This window comes from Geodermatophilus sp. URMC 65, assembly GCF_053502545.1.
Genome location: NZ_CP199954.1, coordinates 3,225,334 through 3,241,629, shown reverse-complemented (window position 1 = coordinate 3,241,629; position 16,296 = coordinate 3,225,334). Strand labels below are relative to the sequence as shown.

The window sequence follows — 16,296 nt, the reverse complement described above, 5'->3', positions numbered from 1 at the left end:
GTGACAGAGCCCGCACACTGGACGGCCGAGGACACCGAGGACGTCGTCTGCTGCCTGTGCCGGCTGCCCGGCACGCTGGTGCACGACGTCGCCCCGTTCGGGGTGGTCCGCTGCCCGCAGTGCGAGCTGGTGTTCATCAGCCCGCGGCTGCGCCCCGAGGCGCTGCAGCGGCTCTACGACGACGTGGGCTACTTCGAGGGCGGCGTCTACGGGTCGAGGGTCTCCTCGGACGACGGCGCCCCCTCGGCCGAGGGCCACTGGTCGCCGGCGATGCTGCTGCAGCGCGCCTGGACGGCGGGCCGGCTCGCGCTGGTCGACCGCGAGCGCGGCGGCGCGGCGGCGGGCGGGCGGCTGCTCGAGGTCGGCGCCGGCTACGGGCTGTTCCTCGCCGCGGCGCGGGAGGCCGGCTGGACGACGTCCGGCGTCGAGCTCTCCCGCACCGGTGCGAAGCACGCCCAGGACACCCTCGGGCTCGACGTGTTCTGCGGCCAGCTCGAGGACGCGCCGCTGACCCCGGGCTTCGACGTCGTGTGCGCCTGGGACACCGCCGAGCACGTGCCCGACCCGCTGTCCTTCTGGCGGACGGTGCGCTCGCTGGTCGCCGACGACGGCGTCGTCCTGTTCTCGACGCCCTACGTCTCCTCGCTGCCGGCGCGGCTGCTGGGCACCCGCTGGTGGACGCTCAAGCCGACCGAGCACATCTGGCACTTCACGCCGCGCACCCACGCGCTGGTGCTGGCGCGGGCCGGGCTCGCGCTCACCCGGGTGATCCGCAGCCCGCTGGCCCCGGCGAACGCCGGCCGGCTGGACTCCCTGGTCGGCGTGGCCCGGCCGATCCCCGGCGCCTGAGGGACGATCCCTCGAACGCTCGGGGACGTGGCGGAGGGTGCCGGTCAGCCGGTGCGGCGCTCGTGCAGGGCTCGCAGGTGCACGGCGGCCCACGTGCGGTACGGCCGCCAGGCCCGCGCCACCTCTTCGAGCGACCGGCCTGCGCCGTAGCGGTGGGCCACCTCCGCATCGAGGCGTCGCTCGTGCCGCGGTAGCGCATCGGGGGCGTTGGCGCCGCGGAGCACGACCAACTCGGCGGCGACCGGCCCGAGGCCGTGCACCTCCTGCACGCGGAGGACCCTCTGGTCGGGGTCCAGGGCGCGCAGCGCAGGGCCGTCCAGCCGACCGTCGAGCGCCGCGTCCGCGACCGCGGACAGGTACTCGGCCTTGCGCCCGCCTGCAGGGGCTACGCGGCGCGGTCGTCGTCCGCTGCGGCGAGCGCAGCCCGGAAGGTCTGCCGGTAGGCCCGTGGCGACACCCCGCGCCGGCGGGTGAACTGCTCCCGGAACCCGGCGGTGGTGCCGAAGCCCACGAGCCGGGCGACCTCCTCGACCGGCGCGTCGCTCTCCTCGAGCAGCGCCTCCGCGGCCGCGAGGCGGCGGCCGAGCAGCCAGGCGTGCGGGGTCGTCCCGGTCGTCGCCTTGAACCGGCGGGCGAAGCTGCGCGGGCTCATCAGCGCGCGGCGGGCGAGCAGCTCGACGCTGAGGTCGTCGGCGAGGTGGTTCTGCGCCCACTCCAGGACGGCGCCGAGCAGGTCGTCCTCGCACTCGGCGACGGGTGCGTCGATGAACTGCGCCTGCCCGCCGTCCCGGTGGGGCGGCACCACCATCTCGCGGGCCAGCGCGTTGGCGGCCGCGGCGCCCCACTCCCGGCGCACGAGGTGCAGCAGCGTGTCCACACCGGCCGCCGTCCCGGCGCCGGTGAGGATCCGGCCGTTGTCGACGTAGAGCACCGAGGGGTCCACCTGCACTGCGGGGTAGCGGGCGGCCAGCTCGCCGGCCCACTTCCAGTGGGTGGTGACCCGCTTGCCGTCGAGCAGCCCCGCCTCGGCGAGCACGAACGCGCCCGTGCAGTGGCTGATCAGCGTTGCGCCCCGGGCGTACGCCTCCCGTACGGCGTCGAGCAGCACCGGCGAGGGCACGCGGTCGAACAGCTCCCACGCCGTGATCGAGACGATGTCGGAGTGGGCCAGTCGCTCGAGGCCGTGCTCCACCGTGATGGGGATGCCGGTGTCGGTGCGCAGGACGCCGGGCGCCTCGCTGACCAGCGCGAAGTCGAAGCGCGGCAGCCCCATGTGCCGACGGTCGTAGCCGAAGACCTCGGCACAGACGCCGAGGCCGAAGCTGCCGATGAGCCCGTCGGCGACGATCACGCTCACGACGAGGGGACGGTCGGTGCTCATGCACACAGCATGGCAGGAATGCTGCGACAGCGGTCACTTCTGCCACTCGTGCCGGCGGCGACCCGGGAGCACGCTGCTCGTGTGTTGCTGATCACCTGCCCCGTGACGAGGACCGACGAGCTGGTCGCCGACCGGCGCATCCGCTCGGTGGTCAACCACCCGACCCACATCGCACTGCACGTCGAGTGCCCCTGCGGCGGCGTGCACGTGTACCGCACCGGCCGCCGGTGGGAGGCCGCCCGCCGTGCGGCCGCGGCTCGACCTGCGCCGCAGCTCATCCCGGCCTAGACTCGAACACATGAGCGAACCCACTGCGAACGACGACCGCAGCGCCCAGAAGGACCCGTCGGACTGGGTGACCGGCGACGAGCCGGCCACCGGCGCGCAGAAGAGCTACCTGCACACGCTGGCCCGCGAGGCCGGCGAGGACGTGCCGGACGACATCACCAAGGCCGACGCGTCGCGCAAGATCGACGAGCTGCAGGACGAGACCGGCCGGGGCAACTGACCCCGCCGGCCCGTCCGGCACCTGGCCGCGGTGCCGTCGAGGAGCGGGCCCCGCAGGGGTCCGCGACGAGGCGGCGAGCTGGGCTCAACACCGGCCGGGGACGGCACCTGGCCGCGGTGGAGGCGGGTAGGCCGACCGAGTACTACCCCTCGAGCTTGTAGCCCAGACCGCGGACGGTCACGAGGTACTTGGGGTTGGCCGGGTCGGGCTCGATCTTGGCGCGCAGCCGCTTGACGTGGACGTCGAGGGTCTTGGTGTCGCCCACGTAGTCCGAGCCCCACACCCGGTCGATGAGCTGGACCCGGGTGAGCACCCGCCCGGCGTTGCGCATGAGCAGCTCGAGCAGGTCGAACTCCTTGAGCGGCAGGGCGACCGGCTCGCCGTCCACCGAGACGACGTGCCGTTCGACGTCCATGCGCACCGGGCCGGCCTCCAGGGCCGAGTCGGCTGGTGCCTCGACGTCGCCGCGGCGGCGCAGCACTGCGCGGATGCGGGCCACCAGCTCGCGGGCCGAGTACGGCTTGGTGACGTAGTCGTCGGCGCCGAGCTCCAGGCCGACCACCTTGTCGACCTCGGAGTCCTTCGCGGTCAGCATGATGATCGGCACGCCGCTGCGGGAGCGCAGCTGGCGGCAGACCTCGGTGCCGGGCAGCCCCGGCAGCATGAGGTCGAGGAGCACGATGTCGGCACCGCCGCGGTCGAACTCGGCGAGCGCCTCCGGCCCGGTGGTGGCCACGACCGGGTCGAACCCCTCCTTCCGGAGCATGTAGGACAGTGCGTCGGAGAAGGACTCCTCGTCCTCCACGACCAGCACTCGGGTCATGACCGTCCCTCCGGGGTGTCAGCGGCGGACGGGCCGCCGGCCAGGTCGTGCTCGGCCGGCGCGTCGCCGGCGGGTTCGGGTGCGGCCTCGGGCAGCGGGATCCGCAGGGTGAAGGTGGAGCCGAGGCCCTCTTCGCTCCACACGCTCACCGAGCCGCCGTGGTTGGTGGCCACGTGCTTGACGATCGCCAGCCCGAGGCCGGTGCCTCCGGTGCGGCTGGCCCGGGACTGGTCGACCCGGTAGAAGCGCTCGAACACCCGCGAGCGGTCCTCGCGCGGGATGCCGATGCCGCTGTCGGTCACGGTGATCTCCGCGAAGCCGGCGCGGGTGCGGGCGCCGACGGCGATCCGGGTGTTCTCGGGGCTGTAGCTGACGGCGTTGGCCAGCAGGTTGGTGACCGCCGTGGCCAGCTGCGACTCCACGCCGCGCACCACCAGCCCGCCCTCGCCGCCGGAGACGATGGTGATCTGCTTCGCGGTGGCCGCCAGCTTGGTGCGGTCGACCGCCTCGGCGATGACCGTGTCGACGTCGACCGGCACGAGTTCGGGCAGCGGCTCGCCGCCCTGCAGCCGGGACAGGTCGATGAGCTCGCGGACCAGGCGGGCCAGCCGGTCGGCCTCGTGCGTCATGCGGCTGGCGAAGCGACGCACCGTCTCCGGGTCGTCGGCGGCGTCCTCGACCGCCTCGGCGAGCAGTGACAGCGCCCCGACCGGGGTCTTCAGCTCGTGGCCGACGTTGGCGACGAAGTCCCGGCGGACCGCCTCGACCCGGCGCGCCTCGGTCACGTCCTGCAGCACGAGCGCCACCGGCCCAGGCGCCGGGCCGGAGCCACGCTCGAGCCGGACGCCGAGCACCCCCACCTGCCGCGGCCCCCCGCCGACCACCGAGCCGGGCAGCGTCACCTCGGCGCGACGCCGGCCGTCCTCGCGCACCGCGCGGGCCAGCTCCGACAGCTCGGGGACCAGCAGCCGGGTCTGGCGGACGATGCCGAGGGATCGGGCCGCCGGGTTCGCCAGCAGGACCACGTCGTCGGCGTCGAGCAGGACGATGGCGGGGTCGATCAGGTCGAGCAGCCGCCGGGACAGGACCGCCTCGGGGGCGGGGCCGTCGGACGGGGTGACCCGCTCGAGGTCGGGACGGCGCGGACGCACCAGCAGCGTGGCGACCAGGACGCCGACCACCAGGCCGACGACGACGCCGACCAGCAGGGCGACCGACGAGCTCACGGGCCGATGTTAGGCCGCACGGATCGCAGGACATCCTCCGTGCGGGTGATCACGACACGCCGGACCGTGACTGTTCACGTCCCGGTGTCCACCCGTTCACCGCTGGGGCCGGTCGAGGTGGACGGACCGTCCTACCCTCGGGGTCCAGAGATCGTCGGGGCCTCGAACAGCGGGTACCCCCGAGTGTTCGGGCCACGGCCAGCGCGGCCGACGAGGAGGACGACGGTGCGGCAGCATTACCACGAGGAACTCGACGACATCAACAACTGCCTGGTCGAGATGGCGAACTCGGTCGGGTCGGCCATGCGCAAGGCCACCACCGCACTGCTGGACGCCGACATCGAGTTGGCGAACCTGGTGATCGAGGGCGACGAGCACATCGACGCGACCCGGGAGAGCATCGAGCAGCGGTGCTTCACCCTGCTGGCCCGGCAGGCACCGGTCGCCACGGACCTGCGCACCATCACCGCGGGGATGCGGATCATCAGCGACCTCGAGCGCATGGGCGACCTCGCTGTCCACGTCGCGAAGCTGGCGCGGATGCGGTTCCCCGAGCACGCCGTCCCCCAGGAGCTGCGGCCGATCTTCCTCGAGGCCGGGCACGTCGCCGAGAGCCTGGTGAGCCAGACCGCGACGGTCATCGCCAAGCTCGACGTCGAGGCGGCCGTCGCGCTCGAGGCCGAGGACGACCTGATGGATCAGCTGCACCGGCAGCTGTTCAACGAGCTGCTCAGCAAGGACTGGCCGCATGGCATGGAGGCGGCCATCGACATCACCCTGCTGGGCCGCTACTACGAGCGCTTCGCCGACCACGCGGTCAGCGTCGCCCGCCGGGTGGTCTACCTGGTCACCGGCGAGCGGGAGATGCACGCCTCCGCCGAGTAGGCCCGGAACGTGACAGCGGCTCCACTCCTGATCGGGAGCGGAGCCGCTGTCACGTTCCGGGCCTACGTCTTGCCCTGGTTCTTGACGGCCTCGATGGCGGCGGCTGCGGCCTCGGGGTCGAGGTACTCGCCGCCGGGCTTGGTCGGGCGCAGGTCGTCGTCCAAGTCGTAACGCAGTGGGACGCCGGTGGGGATGTTGAGCCCCACGACCTCGTCCTCGCCCATGCCGTCCAGGTGCTTCACCAGCGCCCGCAGGCTGTTGCCGTGCGCGGCGACGAGCACGGTCAGGCCCGCCCGCAGGTCCGGCACGATCGCGTCGTACCAGTACGGCAGCATCCGGACGACGACGTCGGCCAGGCACTCGGTCTGCGGGCGCACCTCCGGAGGCAGCACCGCGTAGCGCGCGTCGCCGTCCTGGGAGTACTCGCTGCCGGGCTCGATGGGCGGCGGCGGGGTGCTGTAGGAGCGGCGCCAGACCGTGAACTGCTCCTCGCCGTACTCGGCGAGCGTCGCGGCCTTGTCCTTGCCCTGCAGCGCTCCGTAGTGCCGCTCGTTGAGCCGCCAGGACCGCTTCACCGGGATCCACTGCCGGTCCGCGGTGGCCAGCGCCAGCTCGGCGGTGCTGATCGCGCGCTTGAGCACCGAGGTGTGCGCCACGTCCGGGAGCAGGCCGTGCTCGGCGAGGAGCTCACCACCCCGGGCGGCCTCGCCGCGGCCCTTCTCCGACAGCGGCACGTCCACCCAGCCGGTGAACAGGTTGGCCTTGTTCCACTCGCTCTCGCCGTGGCGGAGCAGCACGAGCGTGCCAGGGCGGGTCTGGGGTGAGGACATCGTCACGCGGCCATCCTGCCCGACCGGTGAGGTGAGGGAACGGCCTCCCTGCAGGAAGAAGGACCCGTCCCTCTCATCCGACGAGCAGCGGCCACAGCAGCCAGGCCTCGAACGCCACCGGCGGCAGCAGGCCGGTCAGCAGCCACGGGCTGCGGACGGGGCGGTCGACACCCCAGCGCAGCGCCGCGACGGCGGCCACGCTGCACCCCGCGCCGGCGCTCAGCCAGAACAGGCTGCCGCCCAGGTCGACGACGAGCAGCTGGGCGAAGGTCAGTCGCACCGCGCACAGCAGCAGCGGGTACACCAGCGCGGTGGCGGCGAGCAGGCCCACGAGTGCCCGGACCTGCCGCTGCTGCTGACCGGGACCCTCCTGCACCGCCGTCACGCTAACCCCTGGCGGGAGCCTCGGCCCCGGACCGGGCGCGGCGGCCCGGCAGCCAGACCAGGACGACGACGGCGGCCAGCGCGGTGGCCAGCGCCGTCCCCAGTGCGGTGAGGTGCATCGCCGCGACGAACGCCTCCCGGGCCGGGCCGACCAGCCGGCCGGCCGCGCCGGCGGCCTCGGGGTCGCCGCCGGCCAGCGTCTGCTGCACCGCGCCGAGGGTGGCCACGAGCGAGGTGCTGGCCTCCTCGCGGAGGTCGGCCGGCAACGCGTCGACGGCGTCGCCGAGGCGGGCCGCGTAGGCGTTGGCCAGCAGCGACCCGAGGATGGCCACGCCCAGCGCGCCGCCGACCTGGCGCACGGAGTTGTTCACCGCCGCACCGGCGCCGGCCTTGTGCCGGGGGACGACAGACATGATCGACTCGGTCGTCGGCGCCATGACCGTGCCCATCCCCAGGCCCTGCACCGACAGGACCACCAGCAGCAGCGCCAGAGGCGAGGTCTCGTCCAGCAGCTGGAAGCCGCAGACGGCCGCCGTCAGCAGGCCGAACCCGGTGCCGACGACGGCCTTGGCGCCGAACCGCTCGGCGAGCCGAGAGCTGCCCGGCGCCATGACCGCCATGCCGAGCGCCATCGGGATCAGCGCCGCGCCGCTGACCAGCGGGCCGTAGGCGAGCACGCCCTGCAGGTAGTAGACGAGGTAGAAGGTCGCGCCCATGAGCGCGAAGAAGTTCAGTCCCAGGGCGGCCGCGGCGGCGGAGAAGGCCGGGTTGCGGAAGAGCGTGACGTCCAGCGCCGGGTGGGCCGAGCGGCGCTGCAACCAGACGAACAGCGCCATCAGGGCCAGCCCGCCGAGCAGCGGCACGAGGACGCCGGGCGAGCCCCAGCCGGCCCCCGAGCCGCCGTGGATGATCCCGTAGACCAGTCCGACCAGCGCCAGCACCGACAGCAGCACGCCGGGGACGTCGAGCCGGCCCGGCGACGGGTCGCGGGACTCGGGGACGACGAGCAGCGTCGCGACGATGCCCAGGAGCGCGACCGGCACCGCGATGAGGAAGATCCCGCCCCACCAGGAGTTCTCGAGGACCGCACCGCTGGCCAGCGGGCCGGCGGCCACGGCGATCCCTCCGGCACCCGCCCAGACGCCGATCGCGCGGCCGCGCTCGGCCGGCGGGAAGACGTTGGTGATGACCGCCAGGGTGGTCGGCTGCACCGCCGCGCCGCCGATGCCCATGACCGCCCGCCAGGCGATCAGCTCGCCGGGGCTGCTGCTGAAAGCGCCCAGCAGCGAGCCGGCCGTGTAGACCGACAGGCCGATGAGCAGCACCCGGCGCCGACCGATCCGGTCGCCGATGACGCCCCAGGAGAAGAGCAGGCCGGCGAAGACGAGGATGTAGGCGTCGATCGCCCACTGCAGCTCACCCTGGCTGGCACCCAGCTCGCGCTGCAGCGTGGGGATCGCGACGTTGAGGGTCGTGTTGCCCATGATCACCACGAGCAGGCAGACCGTCATGGTGGCCAGCACCCACCACCGGCGGGCGTGGCCGGGCCGCTCCTCGGCGGCCTCGGGGAGCGACCGTTCGGTCGCCGTCACGCCCCGCCGTCCGGGGTCCCGGAGGCGCGGGACCTCCGCCCCGGGTCGACGAAGTCGGCGAAGGCCTCCAGGTTGCGCAGGGACTCACCCCGTTTGACCCGCCACTCCCACTCCCGCCGGATCGACGTGCCGAAGCCGATCTCGAGCATGGTGTTGAAGTGGTCGTCGGCGTAGCTGAGCACCGCGCCGAGCACCCGGTCGAGCTCGTCGGGCGTGACCGCCGCGTGCGGCAGCCGGCCGGTCAGGTAGACGTCGCCCACGCTGTCGATCGAGTACGCGACGCCGTACATGCGGGCGTTGTGCTGCAGCAGGTAGGTCCACAGCTGCTCGCGGTTCTCGTCCGGCTGGCGGCAGACGAAGGCCTCCACCCGCAGCGCGTGCTCGCCGACGATCAGCCCGCAGACGGTCTTGAGCTTCTTGGTGCCGGGCAGGTCGACCAGCCAGCGGCCGGGCGCGGGGTGCTCGTGCACCAGCTCGCTGTCGCGCAGGGTCTGCTCGATGACCGCGTCGAGCCCGGCGACGGTCCGCTCGCGGCTCACTGCGCCACCTGTGCGCCGAGCGCCCGCACCCCGCCCAGCGCCCAGGCCGGGCGCAGCAGCGTGCCGGAGGCCGGTCTCCGGGACGCCATCGCCATGGCCATCTCCTCCGCGGCGGCCGTGTACGCGGCGACCAGGCTGTCGACGGTGCGCTCCCAGGAGAAGGAGGCCGCGTGCCGGCGCGCGCCGGCCGAGAGCAGCTCCCGGCGGGCGAGCACCGCGCGGATGGCGGCGGCGTAGTCGGCCGGGTCCCGGCCCTCGACCAGCACCCCGGAGACGCCGTCGCGGACGGCCGTGCGCAGCCCGCCCACGGCGGCCGCGACGACCGGCGTCCCGCAGGCCTGCGCCTCCAGGGCCACCAGGCCGAAGGACTCGTTGTGGCTGGGGACGACGGCCACATCCGCGGCGCGGTAGTGCTCGGCGAGCCGCTCGGCGTGCACCGGCGGCAGGAAACGGAGAAGGTCGGCGATCCCGAGCTCGGCGGCCAGCTGCTCCAGCTGGCGCGGGGCCTCCAGCCCGGTGCCGCTGGGCGCGCCGACGACGTGCACCTGCAGCCGGTCGCGCAGCGCGGGGTCGTCGGCGAGCATCCGCGCGGCCGCCTCGAGCAGCAGGTCGGGGGCCTTGAGCGGCTGGATGCGGCCGACGAACAGCAGGACGACGGCGTCGTCGGCGATGCCGAGGCGGCGGCGGGCCGCCGTCCGGTCGCCGGGGGTGAAGCGGTCGAGGTCCACCCCGGGCGGGACGACGAGGGTGCGTCGCGGGTCGGCGCCGTAGTGCTCGACCAGCTGGCGGGCCTCGTCGTCGGTGTTGGCGACCAGCCGGTCGGCCTCGGCGACGACCTGCTCCTCACCGATGACGCGCGCCCGCGGCTCGGGCCGGTCGCCGGCGGCCAGCGCGGCGTTCTTGACCTTGGCCAGGGTGTGCGCGGTGTGGATGAGCGGCACGCTCCACCGGTCGCGGGCCAGCCAGCCGACCTGGCCCGACAGCCAGTAGTGCGAGTGGACGACGTCGTAGTGGCCCGGCTCGTGCTGGGCCTCCTCGCGCAGGACGGCGGCGGTGAAGGCGCACAGCTGCGCGGGCAGCTCCTCCTTGCCCAGGCCCTCGAACGGGCCGGCGCTGACGTGCCGCACGGTGACCCCGGGGCTCATCTCGACCACCGGCGGCAGGTCGCTGGAGGTGGCTCGGGTGAAGACGTCGACGGCGATGCCACGCTCGGCCAGCCGCCGGGAGACCTCGACGACGTAGACGTTCATGCCGCCGGCGTCGCCGGCACCGGGCTGGTCGAGGGGGCTGGTGTGCACCGAGAGGGTGGCCACCCGCCGGGGCACGGCCGAGCGGGGACGGCGGCGAGCGGCCACGTGCGACCTCCCGCCTCGCTCCCAGGGCGCCGGGAGGCACCCGCTCGACATCGCAGTCTGCAACAGCGCCAGGATGGGTCGCATGCCCGGCCCCTCTGCCCAGTCTCCCTCCGTGCCCGCGGGTGCGCCCGGTGCGGGCCGGACCGCCGTCGTCACCGGCGCCTCCAGCGGCATCGGCGCGGCCACGGCCCGGAGGCTGGCGGCGGAGGGCTTCGACGTCGTCCTCGGGGCGCGGCGCATGGACCGGCTGACGGCGCTGGCCGCGGAGATCGGTGCCCGGGCGCTGCCGCTCGACCTCACCGATCCCGCCTCGGTGGCGGAGTTCGTCGGCGCCCTCGGCCCGGTCGACGTGCTGGTCAACAACGCCGGCGGCGCGTTCGACGCCAGCCCCGTGGCCGAGGCCGACCTGGACTCCTGGGCGCGCACCTACGAGGTCAACGTGCTGGGCACCGTCCGCGTGACCAAGGCGCTGCTGCCGAGGTTGATCGAGTCGGGCGCCGGCGACCTGCTGTTCGTGGGCTCGACCGCCGGGCTGGTCAGCTACGAGGGCGGCGCGTCCTACACGGCGGCGAAGCACGCGGTGCACACGCTGGCCGAGACGCTGCGGCTGGAGCTGTTCGACCAGCCGGTGCGGGTGGTGGAGATCGCGCCCGGGATGGTGCGGACCGAGGAGTTCACCCTCAACCGGGTCCAGGACCGGGAGCGGGCGGAGGCGGTCTACCGCGGCGTGCGCGAGCCGCTGGTGGCCGAGGACGTCGCCGACTGCATCGCCTGGGCGCTGACCCGCCCCCACCACGTCAACGTCGACCTGCTCGTCGTCCGCCCGCGGGCGCAGGCCGCCCAGCACAAGGTGCACCGCGAGGGCTGAGCCGGTGCTGATCCGCGAGGCGACCGACGAGGACTGGCCGGCGATCCACCCGTTCTTCCGGGCCGTCGTGGACGCCGGGCACACCTACGCCTACCCCGAGGGGCTCTCCCTGGACGAGGCCCGGCCGCTCTGGATGGAGCAGCCGCCGGGGCGGACCGTGGTCGCGGTCGACGGCGACACGGTGCTCGGCAGCGCCAAGATGGGTCCGAACCGGCCCGGCCGCGGCTCCCACGTCGCGACGGCGAGCTTCCTGGTCGACCCGGCCGCGCAGGGCCGCGGTGTGGGCCGGGCGCTCGGCGAGCACGTGGTCGGCTGGGCCCGCGACGCCGGCTACCGCGGCATCCAGTTCAACGCCGTCGTCGAGACCAACACCCCCGCCGTCACGCTGTGGCGGTCCCTCGGCTTCGTCGTCGTCGGCACGGTGCCCGGCGCGTTCCGCCACCCCGAGCACGGCTACGTCGGCCTGCACGTGATGTTCCTCGACCTGACCTGAGCACCCATGGCCGGCGCTTCTCGCGGATTGCCGGTGCTGTAGCGCCGGCAGCGCACGTCGGGGACGGCACCTGGCCGCGGTGTCGTGCGGAGCGGGGGCCCGGAGGGTCCCCCGACGCACGACGGGTGGGCTCAGCACACGTCGGGGACGGCACCTGGCCGCGGTGTCGTGCGGAGCGGGGGCCCGGAGGGTCCCCCGACGCACGACGGGTGGGCTCAGCACACGTCGGGGACGGCACCTGGCCGCGGTGTCGGCCGGTAGGCCGACGGTGTGATCGCGGTGGGCTCGCGCTCCAGGGTCACGCCGAACCGCTCCTGCACCGCAGCGATGATCTTCTCGGAGAAGCCGAGCAGCTCCTCGGCGGTCGCCCCGGGCTCGGTGGTCAGCGCGAGGCTGTGGCGGGGCGAGGTGCCCACGCGCCCGTGGCGGGTGCCGCGACCGAAGCCGGCGTGCTGCACCAGCCAGGCGGCGCTGAGCTTCACCATGCCGTCGCCGGCGGGCCAGCTCGGGCAGCCCTCGACCGCCCGCTGCATCGGGACGACGGGGTTGGTGAAGAACGAGCCCGCGCTGCGGCTGGTGGGGTCGGCGAGGTCCCAGACCATGCCCTTGCCGCGGCGCAGCTCCAGCACGGCGGCGCGCACGTCGGCCAGCGGGGCCCGCTCCCCCAGCTCGACGCCGAGGCTGCGCGCCAGCTCGGCGTACCCCACCGGCCGGGACAGCTCCCCCGGCTCCAGCCCGAACGAGACGGTCAGGACGACGAACCGGCCGGGCTCGCGCTTGAGCCGGCTGTCCCGGTAGGCGAACCCGCACTCCTCGGGGGTGAGCACCTGCTCGGCCGACCGCGCGCGGTCCCAGACGCGGACGGCAGTGATGACCTGGCCGACCTCCTGGCCGTAGGCGCCGACGTTCTGCACCGGCGTCGCCCCGGTCGAGCCCGGGATGCCGGACAGCGCCTCCATGCCGGCCAGCCGCTGCTCGACGGTGTACGCGACCAGGTCGTCCCAGGGCTCGCCGGCCTGCACGACCAACCGGTTCCCGTCCCGCTCGACACCCCGGCTGCGCACCACGACCACGTCACCGGGCCACCCGGCGTCCGGGCCGATCAGGTTGGAACCACCACCGAGGACCAGCAGCGGCCGCCCGGCCGCATCGGCCTCGCCGACGGCGGCGATCAGCTCGTCGGGGTCGGAGACCTCGACCAGCCGGTCGATGGGCCCCCCCACGCCGAGGGTCGTCAGCTCCGCGAAGCGGGCGTTCCGTCGGACCTGCACGCCACCACGCTAGCCGCGACTACGCTCTGGACGGATGAGCGAGGCAGGAGGCGGGGACCACAAGCGTCGCGCCAGCCTCCCGAGGAAGGCCAATCCGCGCCTGGCCGCGGGCCGGGCCCGCGCCCTGGGCCTCCCGACGCGCGGCACCACCAACGCCAACCGCCTGCGCCGGGTGGACCGCTGGCTGCTGGCCACCCAGGTGCCGCGGCTGCGCGACGCCGCCCGGCCGCTCGTGGTCGACCTGGGCTACGGCTCGTCGGCGGTGACCACGCTCGAGCTGGCCGACCGGCTGGGTCCGGAGGTGCACGGCCTCGAGGTGGTCGGCCTGGAGATCGACCCCGAGCGGGTGGCCGCCGTCGCCGCCGAGCGCGACCCGCCGCGGGTCGACTTCCGGGTGGGCGGCTTCGAGCTGGCCGGGCTGCGGCCGGTGCTGGTGCGGGCGTTCAACGTGCTGCGCCAGTACGACGAGGAGTCCGCCGCCCAGGCCTGGCAGGCGATGTGCGCCGCGCTCGGTCCCGGGGGCCTGCTCGTGGAGGGCACCTGCGACGAGTGGGGACGCCGCTCGGCGTGGGTGGCGCTCGACGCCGACGGGCCGCTGACCCTGACGCTGTCGGCCCGGGTCTCGGACCTCGACCGGCCCTCCGACCTCGCCGAACGGCTGCCCAAGGCGCTGATCCACCACAACGTCCCGGGCCAGCCGGTGCACGAGTTCCTCCGGGCACTCGACACCGCGTGGGCCACCGCGGCCGGGCTCTCGACCTTCGGCCCGCGCCAGCGCTGGACCGCGGCGGTGGAGTCCCTCGCCGAGCAGGGCTGGCCGTTCGTCGGCTCCAGCCGTCGTTGGCGGCACGGCGAGGTCACCGTGCGCTGGTCCGCCGTCGCCCCGGTCTGAGTGCGGCCGCGTCCTGCGGGACCACCGGCCGGACCGCCCGACGGATCCGGTGTGACGCACAACACAGCACTCCTGACCTGCTCGTCCTCGCCGGACCCTCCTCGCCGGCCGGGGTGACCTCCAGGAGCGGCGGCGGGTGGGGTTCCGATCCGCTACGGTCCGTACATGCGGGGCAACGGAGTCGGACTGCGGAGATAGGACTGCGGGCACCACCATGGACCTGCTGACCCCCGATGTCGGGCCATGACGCCCGCGGGGGCGTCGGCCGAGTGGCCCCGGCGGCTGGAGTCGGTCCTCGCCGACCCGTCGCTGCTGCGACTGCTCTTCCAACCGATCGTCGACCTGCGACGCGGCGTCGTCGCCGGCTACGAGACCCTGGCCCGCTTCTGCGAGCCCGACGGGCAGCCGAGCCGGGTGGGCCCCGACCGCTGGTTCGCCGCTGCGGGCGCCCAGGGCAGCGGGGCACGCCTGGAGAGCATCGTCGTCCGGCGCTGCCTGGAGCTGTTGCGCACGGTGCCGCCCAACTGCTTCCTCACCGTCAACGTCAGCCCGCACCTGCTCACGGACCCCGAGCTGGCCGACACCCTCCTGGCCGTCCCGGACCTGGCTCCGCTGGTCCTCGAGCTGACCGAGCACCAGGACGTGACCGAGCTGGAGCCCCTCATCGACCTCCGCGACCGGCTCCGCAGCCGTGGCGCCCTCCTGGCGGTGGACGACGCCGGGTCGGGCTACTCCGGCCTCCAGCAGATCGCCGCCATCAAGCCGCAGATGGTCAAGCTGGACCGGGCGATCGTGTCCGGGGTGGACGGCGACGAGGTGAAGCTGGCGCTCACCGAGCTGCTCGGCGAGTTCGCCGGGCGGATCGACGCCTGGCTGCTGGCCGAGGGCATCGAGGCCTGGGGGGAGGTGGAGGCGCTCCTCCGCCTGGGTGTCCCACTCGGTCAGGGCTGGCTCCTCGGCCACCCCGGTCCCGCCTGGCCCCGACTCGACCCGGGGACGGCCGCGCCGCTGCGCTTCCGGTCGGCGAAGGCCCGCCTGGTCGAGCACGTGGCCAGCCTGGTCGAGGAGGTGCCCGTCGAGGGCGGGCCGTCGGGAGGGATGGTGCCCGAGGACCAGGCGGGGCTGCGCGTCGACTCCGCCGGCCGACCCGTGGCGCTGCTGCTGCCGCGCCGTCGGGGCGCCGACGAGCCGGGGCACCGGATCGCCCCGGTGAGCTTGCGCGTCCCCGCGCTCGCGGGGGTCCGCGAGGTGGCCCGGCGTGCCGCGGCACGCCCTGAGCACTCGCGTTTCGACCCGATCGTCTGCGTCGACGACGTCGGCGTCGCGGTCGGCGTCGTCCGCGTCGAACGTCTCCTGCTACGGCTCGCCGCCGATGGGTAGGAGACGGCCGTACCACCCACCCGCACAACTCACCTCGAGGGAATCGTGAAGCAGTTCTCCTGTGGCGACGTCGTCCCCACCTGCACCCGGCAGTTCCTCGCCCCCACGGACGAGGAGATCCTGGCCGCCGTCGCCGAGCACGCCCGCACCGACCACGGCCTCACCGAGATCCCGCAGCACCTCATCGACCAGGTCCGGGAGCACATCCGCAGCGACTCGTGACCTCGCCGGGGACCCTCCGGCACCATGGGCGCCATGACGCTCGACGAGCGCCTGCGGCGACGGTGCACCGAGGCCGTCGCCCGAGAGGGTGAGCGCTTCGGCCTCCTGGTGCAGGAGGTCGAGGCCGGGCTGACGGCCGCGCCGGACCTGCAGGCGCCGGTCCCCTGGGTGCCGGCCTGGACGATCCGCGACCTGGTCGGACACCTGGGCGCCGTCCACCGCTGGGCGACCGCGATCGTGCGGGCCGGCACCACCGACCGGCCCGCCGCACCACCGCAGCCGCCGGACGGTGGCCTGCTCGACTGGTACGCCGCGGGCCTGACCGACCTGGTGCACGCCCTGCGCGACACGCCCCCGGACGCCCCGGCCTGGCACATGAGCCCGGCGGCCGAGAAGACCGTCGGCTCGTGGATCCGCCGGCAGGCGCACGAGCTCGCCGTCCACCGCATGGACCTCGAGGTCGCCGCGGGCCTGCCGGTCACCGCGGTGGACCCGGAGCTGGCCGAGGACGGCGCGGACGAGGTGCTGCGCGTCGTCGTCCCCCGGTGGGCGCACGTCGAGCCGCTGGCCTCGGCCACGGCGGCGGTCGTCGTGCGCAGCACGGACACCGACCGGATCTGGACGGTCCGGGTCAGCCGCGGGGACGTCGAGGTGCACGACGCCGACGCCGACACCGCCGACGCCCGGCTCGAGGCACCGGCCGGTCAGCTGCTGCGCCGGCTGTGGGGCCGCCCGGCCGAGGTCACGGTGACCGGCGACCCGGCCGCCGAGGCGCTGCTGCGCGGCCGCTGAGGGTGC

General features: G+C 74.6%; 20 protein-coding genes. 10 read left to right on the top strand and 10 right to left on the bottom strand.

Features of this window, described 5'->3' with window-relative positions:
• The gene (locus tag ACWIX7_RS15740) at positions 1-849 is read left to right on the top strand and encodes a class I SAM-dependent methyltransferase (protein ID WP_448617389.1); all 849 of its coding nucleotides are present in this window, start codon (positions 1-3) and stop codon (positions 847-849) included.
• Positions 850-893: 44 nt separating this feature from the next.
• On the opposite strand, the gene ACWIX7_RS15735 is transcribed toward ACWIX7_RS15740, so the two are convergent.
• On the bottom strand, positions 894-1,118 hold the full coding sequence (locus ACWIX7_RS15735; protein ID WP_448617388.1) for a hypothetical protein: 225 nt from the start codon (positions 1,116-1,118) through the stop codon (positions 894-896).
• 116 nt (positions 1,119-1,234) lie between these two features.
• On the bottom strand, positions 1,235-2,230 hold the full coding sequence (locus ACWIX7_RS15730) for a helix-turn-helix domain-containing protein (RefSeq protein WP_448617387.1): 996 nt from the start codon (positions 2,228-2,230) through the stop codon (positions 1,235-1,237).
• 102 nt (positions 2,231-2,332) lie between these two features.
• On the opposite strand from ACWIX7_RS15730, the gene ACWIX7_RS15725 reads away from it, so the two are divergent.
• Together ACWIX7_RS15725 and ACWIX7_RS15720 are read left to right on the top strand one after the other, a co-directional pair.
• Positions 2,333-2,518: a hypothetical protein gene (locus ACWIX7_RS15725; RefSeq protein WP_448617386.1), complete on the top strand. Its 186-nt coding sequence runs from the start codon at positions 2,333-2,335 to the stop codon at positions 2,516-2,518.
• Positions 2,519-2,528: 10 nt separating this feature from the next.
• Positions 2,529-2,738, top strand: coding sequence for a DUF3072 domain-containing protein (locus ACWIX7_RS15720; protein ID WP_448617385.1), 210 nt, complete (start codon positions 2,529-2,531; stop codon positions 2,736-2,738).
• Positions 2,739-2,880: 142 nt separating this feature from the next.
• Here ACWIX7_RS15720 and ACWIX7_RS15715 read toward each other — a convergent pair whose 3' ends face one another.
• Together ACWIX7_RS15715 and ACWIX7_RS15710 are read right to left on the bottom strand one after the other, a co-directional pair.
• Positions 2,881-3,561: a winged helix-turn-helix domain-containing protein gene (locus ACWIX7_RS15715; RefSeq protein WP_448617384.1), complete on the bottom strand. Its 681-nt coding sequence runs from the start codon at positions 3,559-3,561 to the stop codon at positions 2,881-2,883.
• The gene (locus ACWIX7_RS15710) at positions 3,558-4,787 is read right to left on the bottom strand and encodes a sensor histidine kinase (protein WP_448617383.1); all 1,230 of its coding nucleotides are present in this window, start codon (positions 4,785-4,787) and stop codon (positions 3,558-3,560) included. Before ACWIX7_RS15710 ends, ACWIX7_RS15715 begins: the two co-directional genes overlap by 4 nt.
• 225 nt (positions 4,788-5,012) lie before the next feature.
• Between ACWIX7_RS15710 and phoU the strand changes: the two genes are divergently transcribed.
• Positions 5,013-5,672 (top strand): phosphate signaling complex protein PhoU, encoded by a 660-nt coding sequence (phoU, locus tag ACWIX7_RS15705; RefSeq protein ID WP_448617382.1) that lies wholly within the window; start codon positions 5,013-5,015, stop codon positions 5,670-5,672.
• 62 nt (positions 5,673-5,734) lie between these two features.
• Here the strand turns inward: phoU and ACWIX7_RS15700 are convergent, their stop codons facing one another.
• The 5 genes from ACWIX7_RS15700 to mshA form a co-directional block, all read right to left on the bottom strand.
• Complete coding sequence (locus tag ACWIX7_RS15700; protein WP_448622159.1) at positions 5,735-6,502, bottom strand: phosphoglyceromutase; 768 nt, start codon at positions 6,500-6,502, stop codon at positions 5,735-5,737.
• A 73-nt stretch (positions 6,503-6,575) separates the two neighbouring features.
• Positions 6,576-6,878, bottom strand: coding sequence for a hypothetical protein (locus ACWIX7_RS15695; protein WP_448617381.1), 303 nt, complete (start codon positions 6,876-6,878; stop codon positions 6,576-6,578).
• Positions 6,879-6,888: 10 nt separating this feature from the next.
• The gene (locus ACWIX7_RS15690) at positions 6,889-8,478 is read right to left on the bottom strand and encodes an MFS transporter (RefSeq protein WP_448617380.1); all 1,590 of its coding nucleotides are present in this window, start codon (positions 8,476-8,478) and stop codon (positions 6,889-6,891) included.
• Entirely contained in the window at positions 8,475-9,017 is a 543-nt protein-coding gene (locus tag ACWIX7_RS15685) for a YbjN domain-containing protein (protein WP_448617379.1), read from the bottom strand. Before ACWIX7_RS15685 ends, ACWIX7_RS15690 begins: the two co-directional genes overlap by 4 nt.
• Positions 9,014-10,372: a D-inositol-3-phosphate glycosyltransferase gene (gene mshA, locus ACWIX7_RS15680; RefSeq protein WP_448617378.1), complete on the bottom strand. Its 1,359-nt coding sequence runs from the start codon at positions 10,370-10,372 to the stop codon at positions 9,014-9,016. Before mshA ends, ACWIX7_RS15685 begins: the two co-directional genes overlap by 4 nt.
• A 112-nt stretch (positions 10,373-10,484) precedes the next feature.
• Between mshA and ACWIX7_RS15675 the strand changes: the two genes are divergently transcribed.
• Both ACWIX7_RS15675 and ACWIX7_RS15670 read left to right on the top strand, forming a co-directional pair.
• Positions 10,485-11,240, top strand: coding sequence for an SDR family oxidoreductase (locus ACWIX7_RS15675; RefSeq protein WP_448617377.1), 756 nt, complete (start codon positions 10,485-10,487; stop codon positions 11,238-11,240).
• A gap of 4 nt (positions 11,241-11,244) precedes the next feature.
• The gene (locus ACWIX7_RS15670) at positions 11,245-11,733 is read left to right on the top strand and encodes an N-acetyltransferase family protein (RefSeq protein ID WP_448617376.1); all 489 of its coding nucleotides are present in this window, start codon (positions 11,245-11,247) and stop codon (positions 11,731-11,733) included.
• 215 nt (positions 11,734-11,948) lie between these two features.
• Here ACWIX7_RS15670 and ACWIX7_RS15665 read toward each other — a convergent pair whose 3' ends face one another.
• A complete protein-coding gene (locus tag ACWIX7_RS15665) occupies positions 11,949-13,004 on the bottom strand; it encodes a UDP-N-acetylmuramate dehydrogenase (RefSeq protein ID WP_448617375.1) in 1,056 nt (351 codons plus the stop codon).
• A gap of 34 nt (positions 13,005-13,038) precedes the next feature.
• Between ACWIX7_RS15665 and ACWIX7_RS15660 the strand changes: the two genes are divergently transcribed.
• The 4 genes from ACWIX7_RS15660 (at position 13,039) to ACWIX7_RS15645 (ending at position 16,290) form a co-directional block, all read left to right on the top strand.
• Positions 13,039-13,896, top strand: coding sequence for a class I SAM-dependent methyltransferase (locus ACWIX7_RS15660; RefSeq protein ID WP_448617374.1), 858 nt, complete (start codon positions 13,039-13,041; stop codon positions 13,894-13,896).
• 243 nt (positions 13,897-14,139) lie between these two features.
• Entirely contained in the window at positions 14,140-15,276 is a 1,137-nt protein-coding gene (locus ACWIX7_RS15655) for an EAL domain-containing protein (protein WP_448617373.1), read from the top strand.
• Between the two features lie 45 nt (positions 15,277-15,321).
• Entirely contained in the window at positions 15,322-15,498 is a 177-nt protein-coding gene (locus ACWIX7_RS15650) for a DUF1059 domain-containing protein (RefSeq protein ID WP_448617372.1), read from the top strand.
• A 33-nt stretch (positions 15,499-15,531) separates the two neighbouring features.
• Positions 15,532-16,290 (top strand): maleylpyruvate isomerase N-terminal domain-containing protein, encoded by a 759-nt coding sequence (locus ACWIX7_RS15645; protein WP_448617371.1) that lies wholly within the window; start codon positions 15,532-15,534, stop codon positions 16,288-16,290.
• The last annotated feature ends 6 nt before the right edge of the window (positions 16,291-16,296 follow it).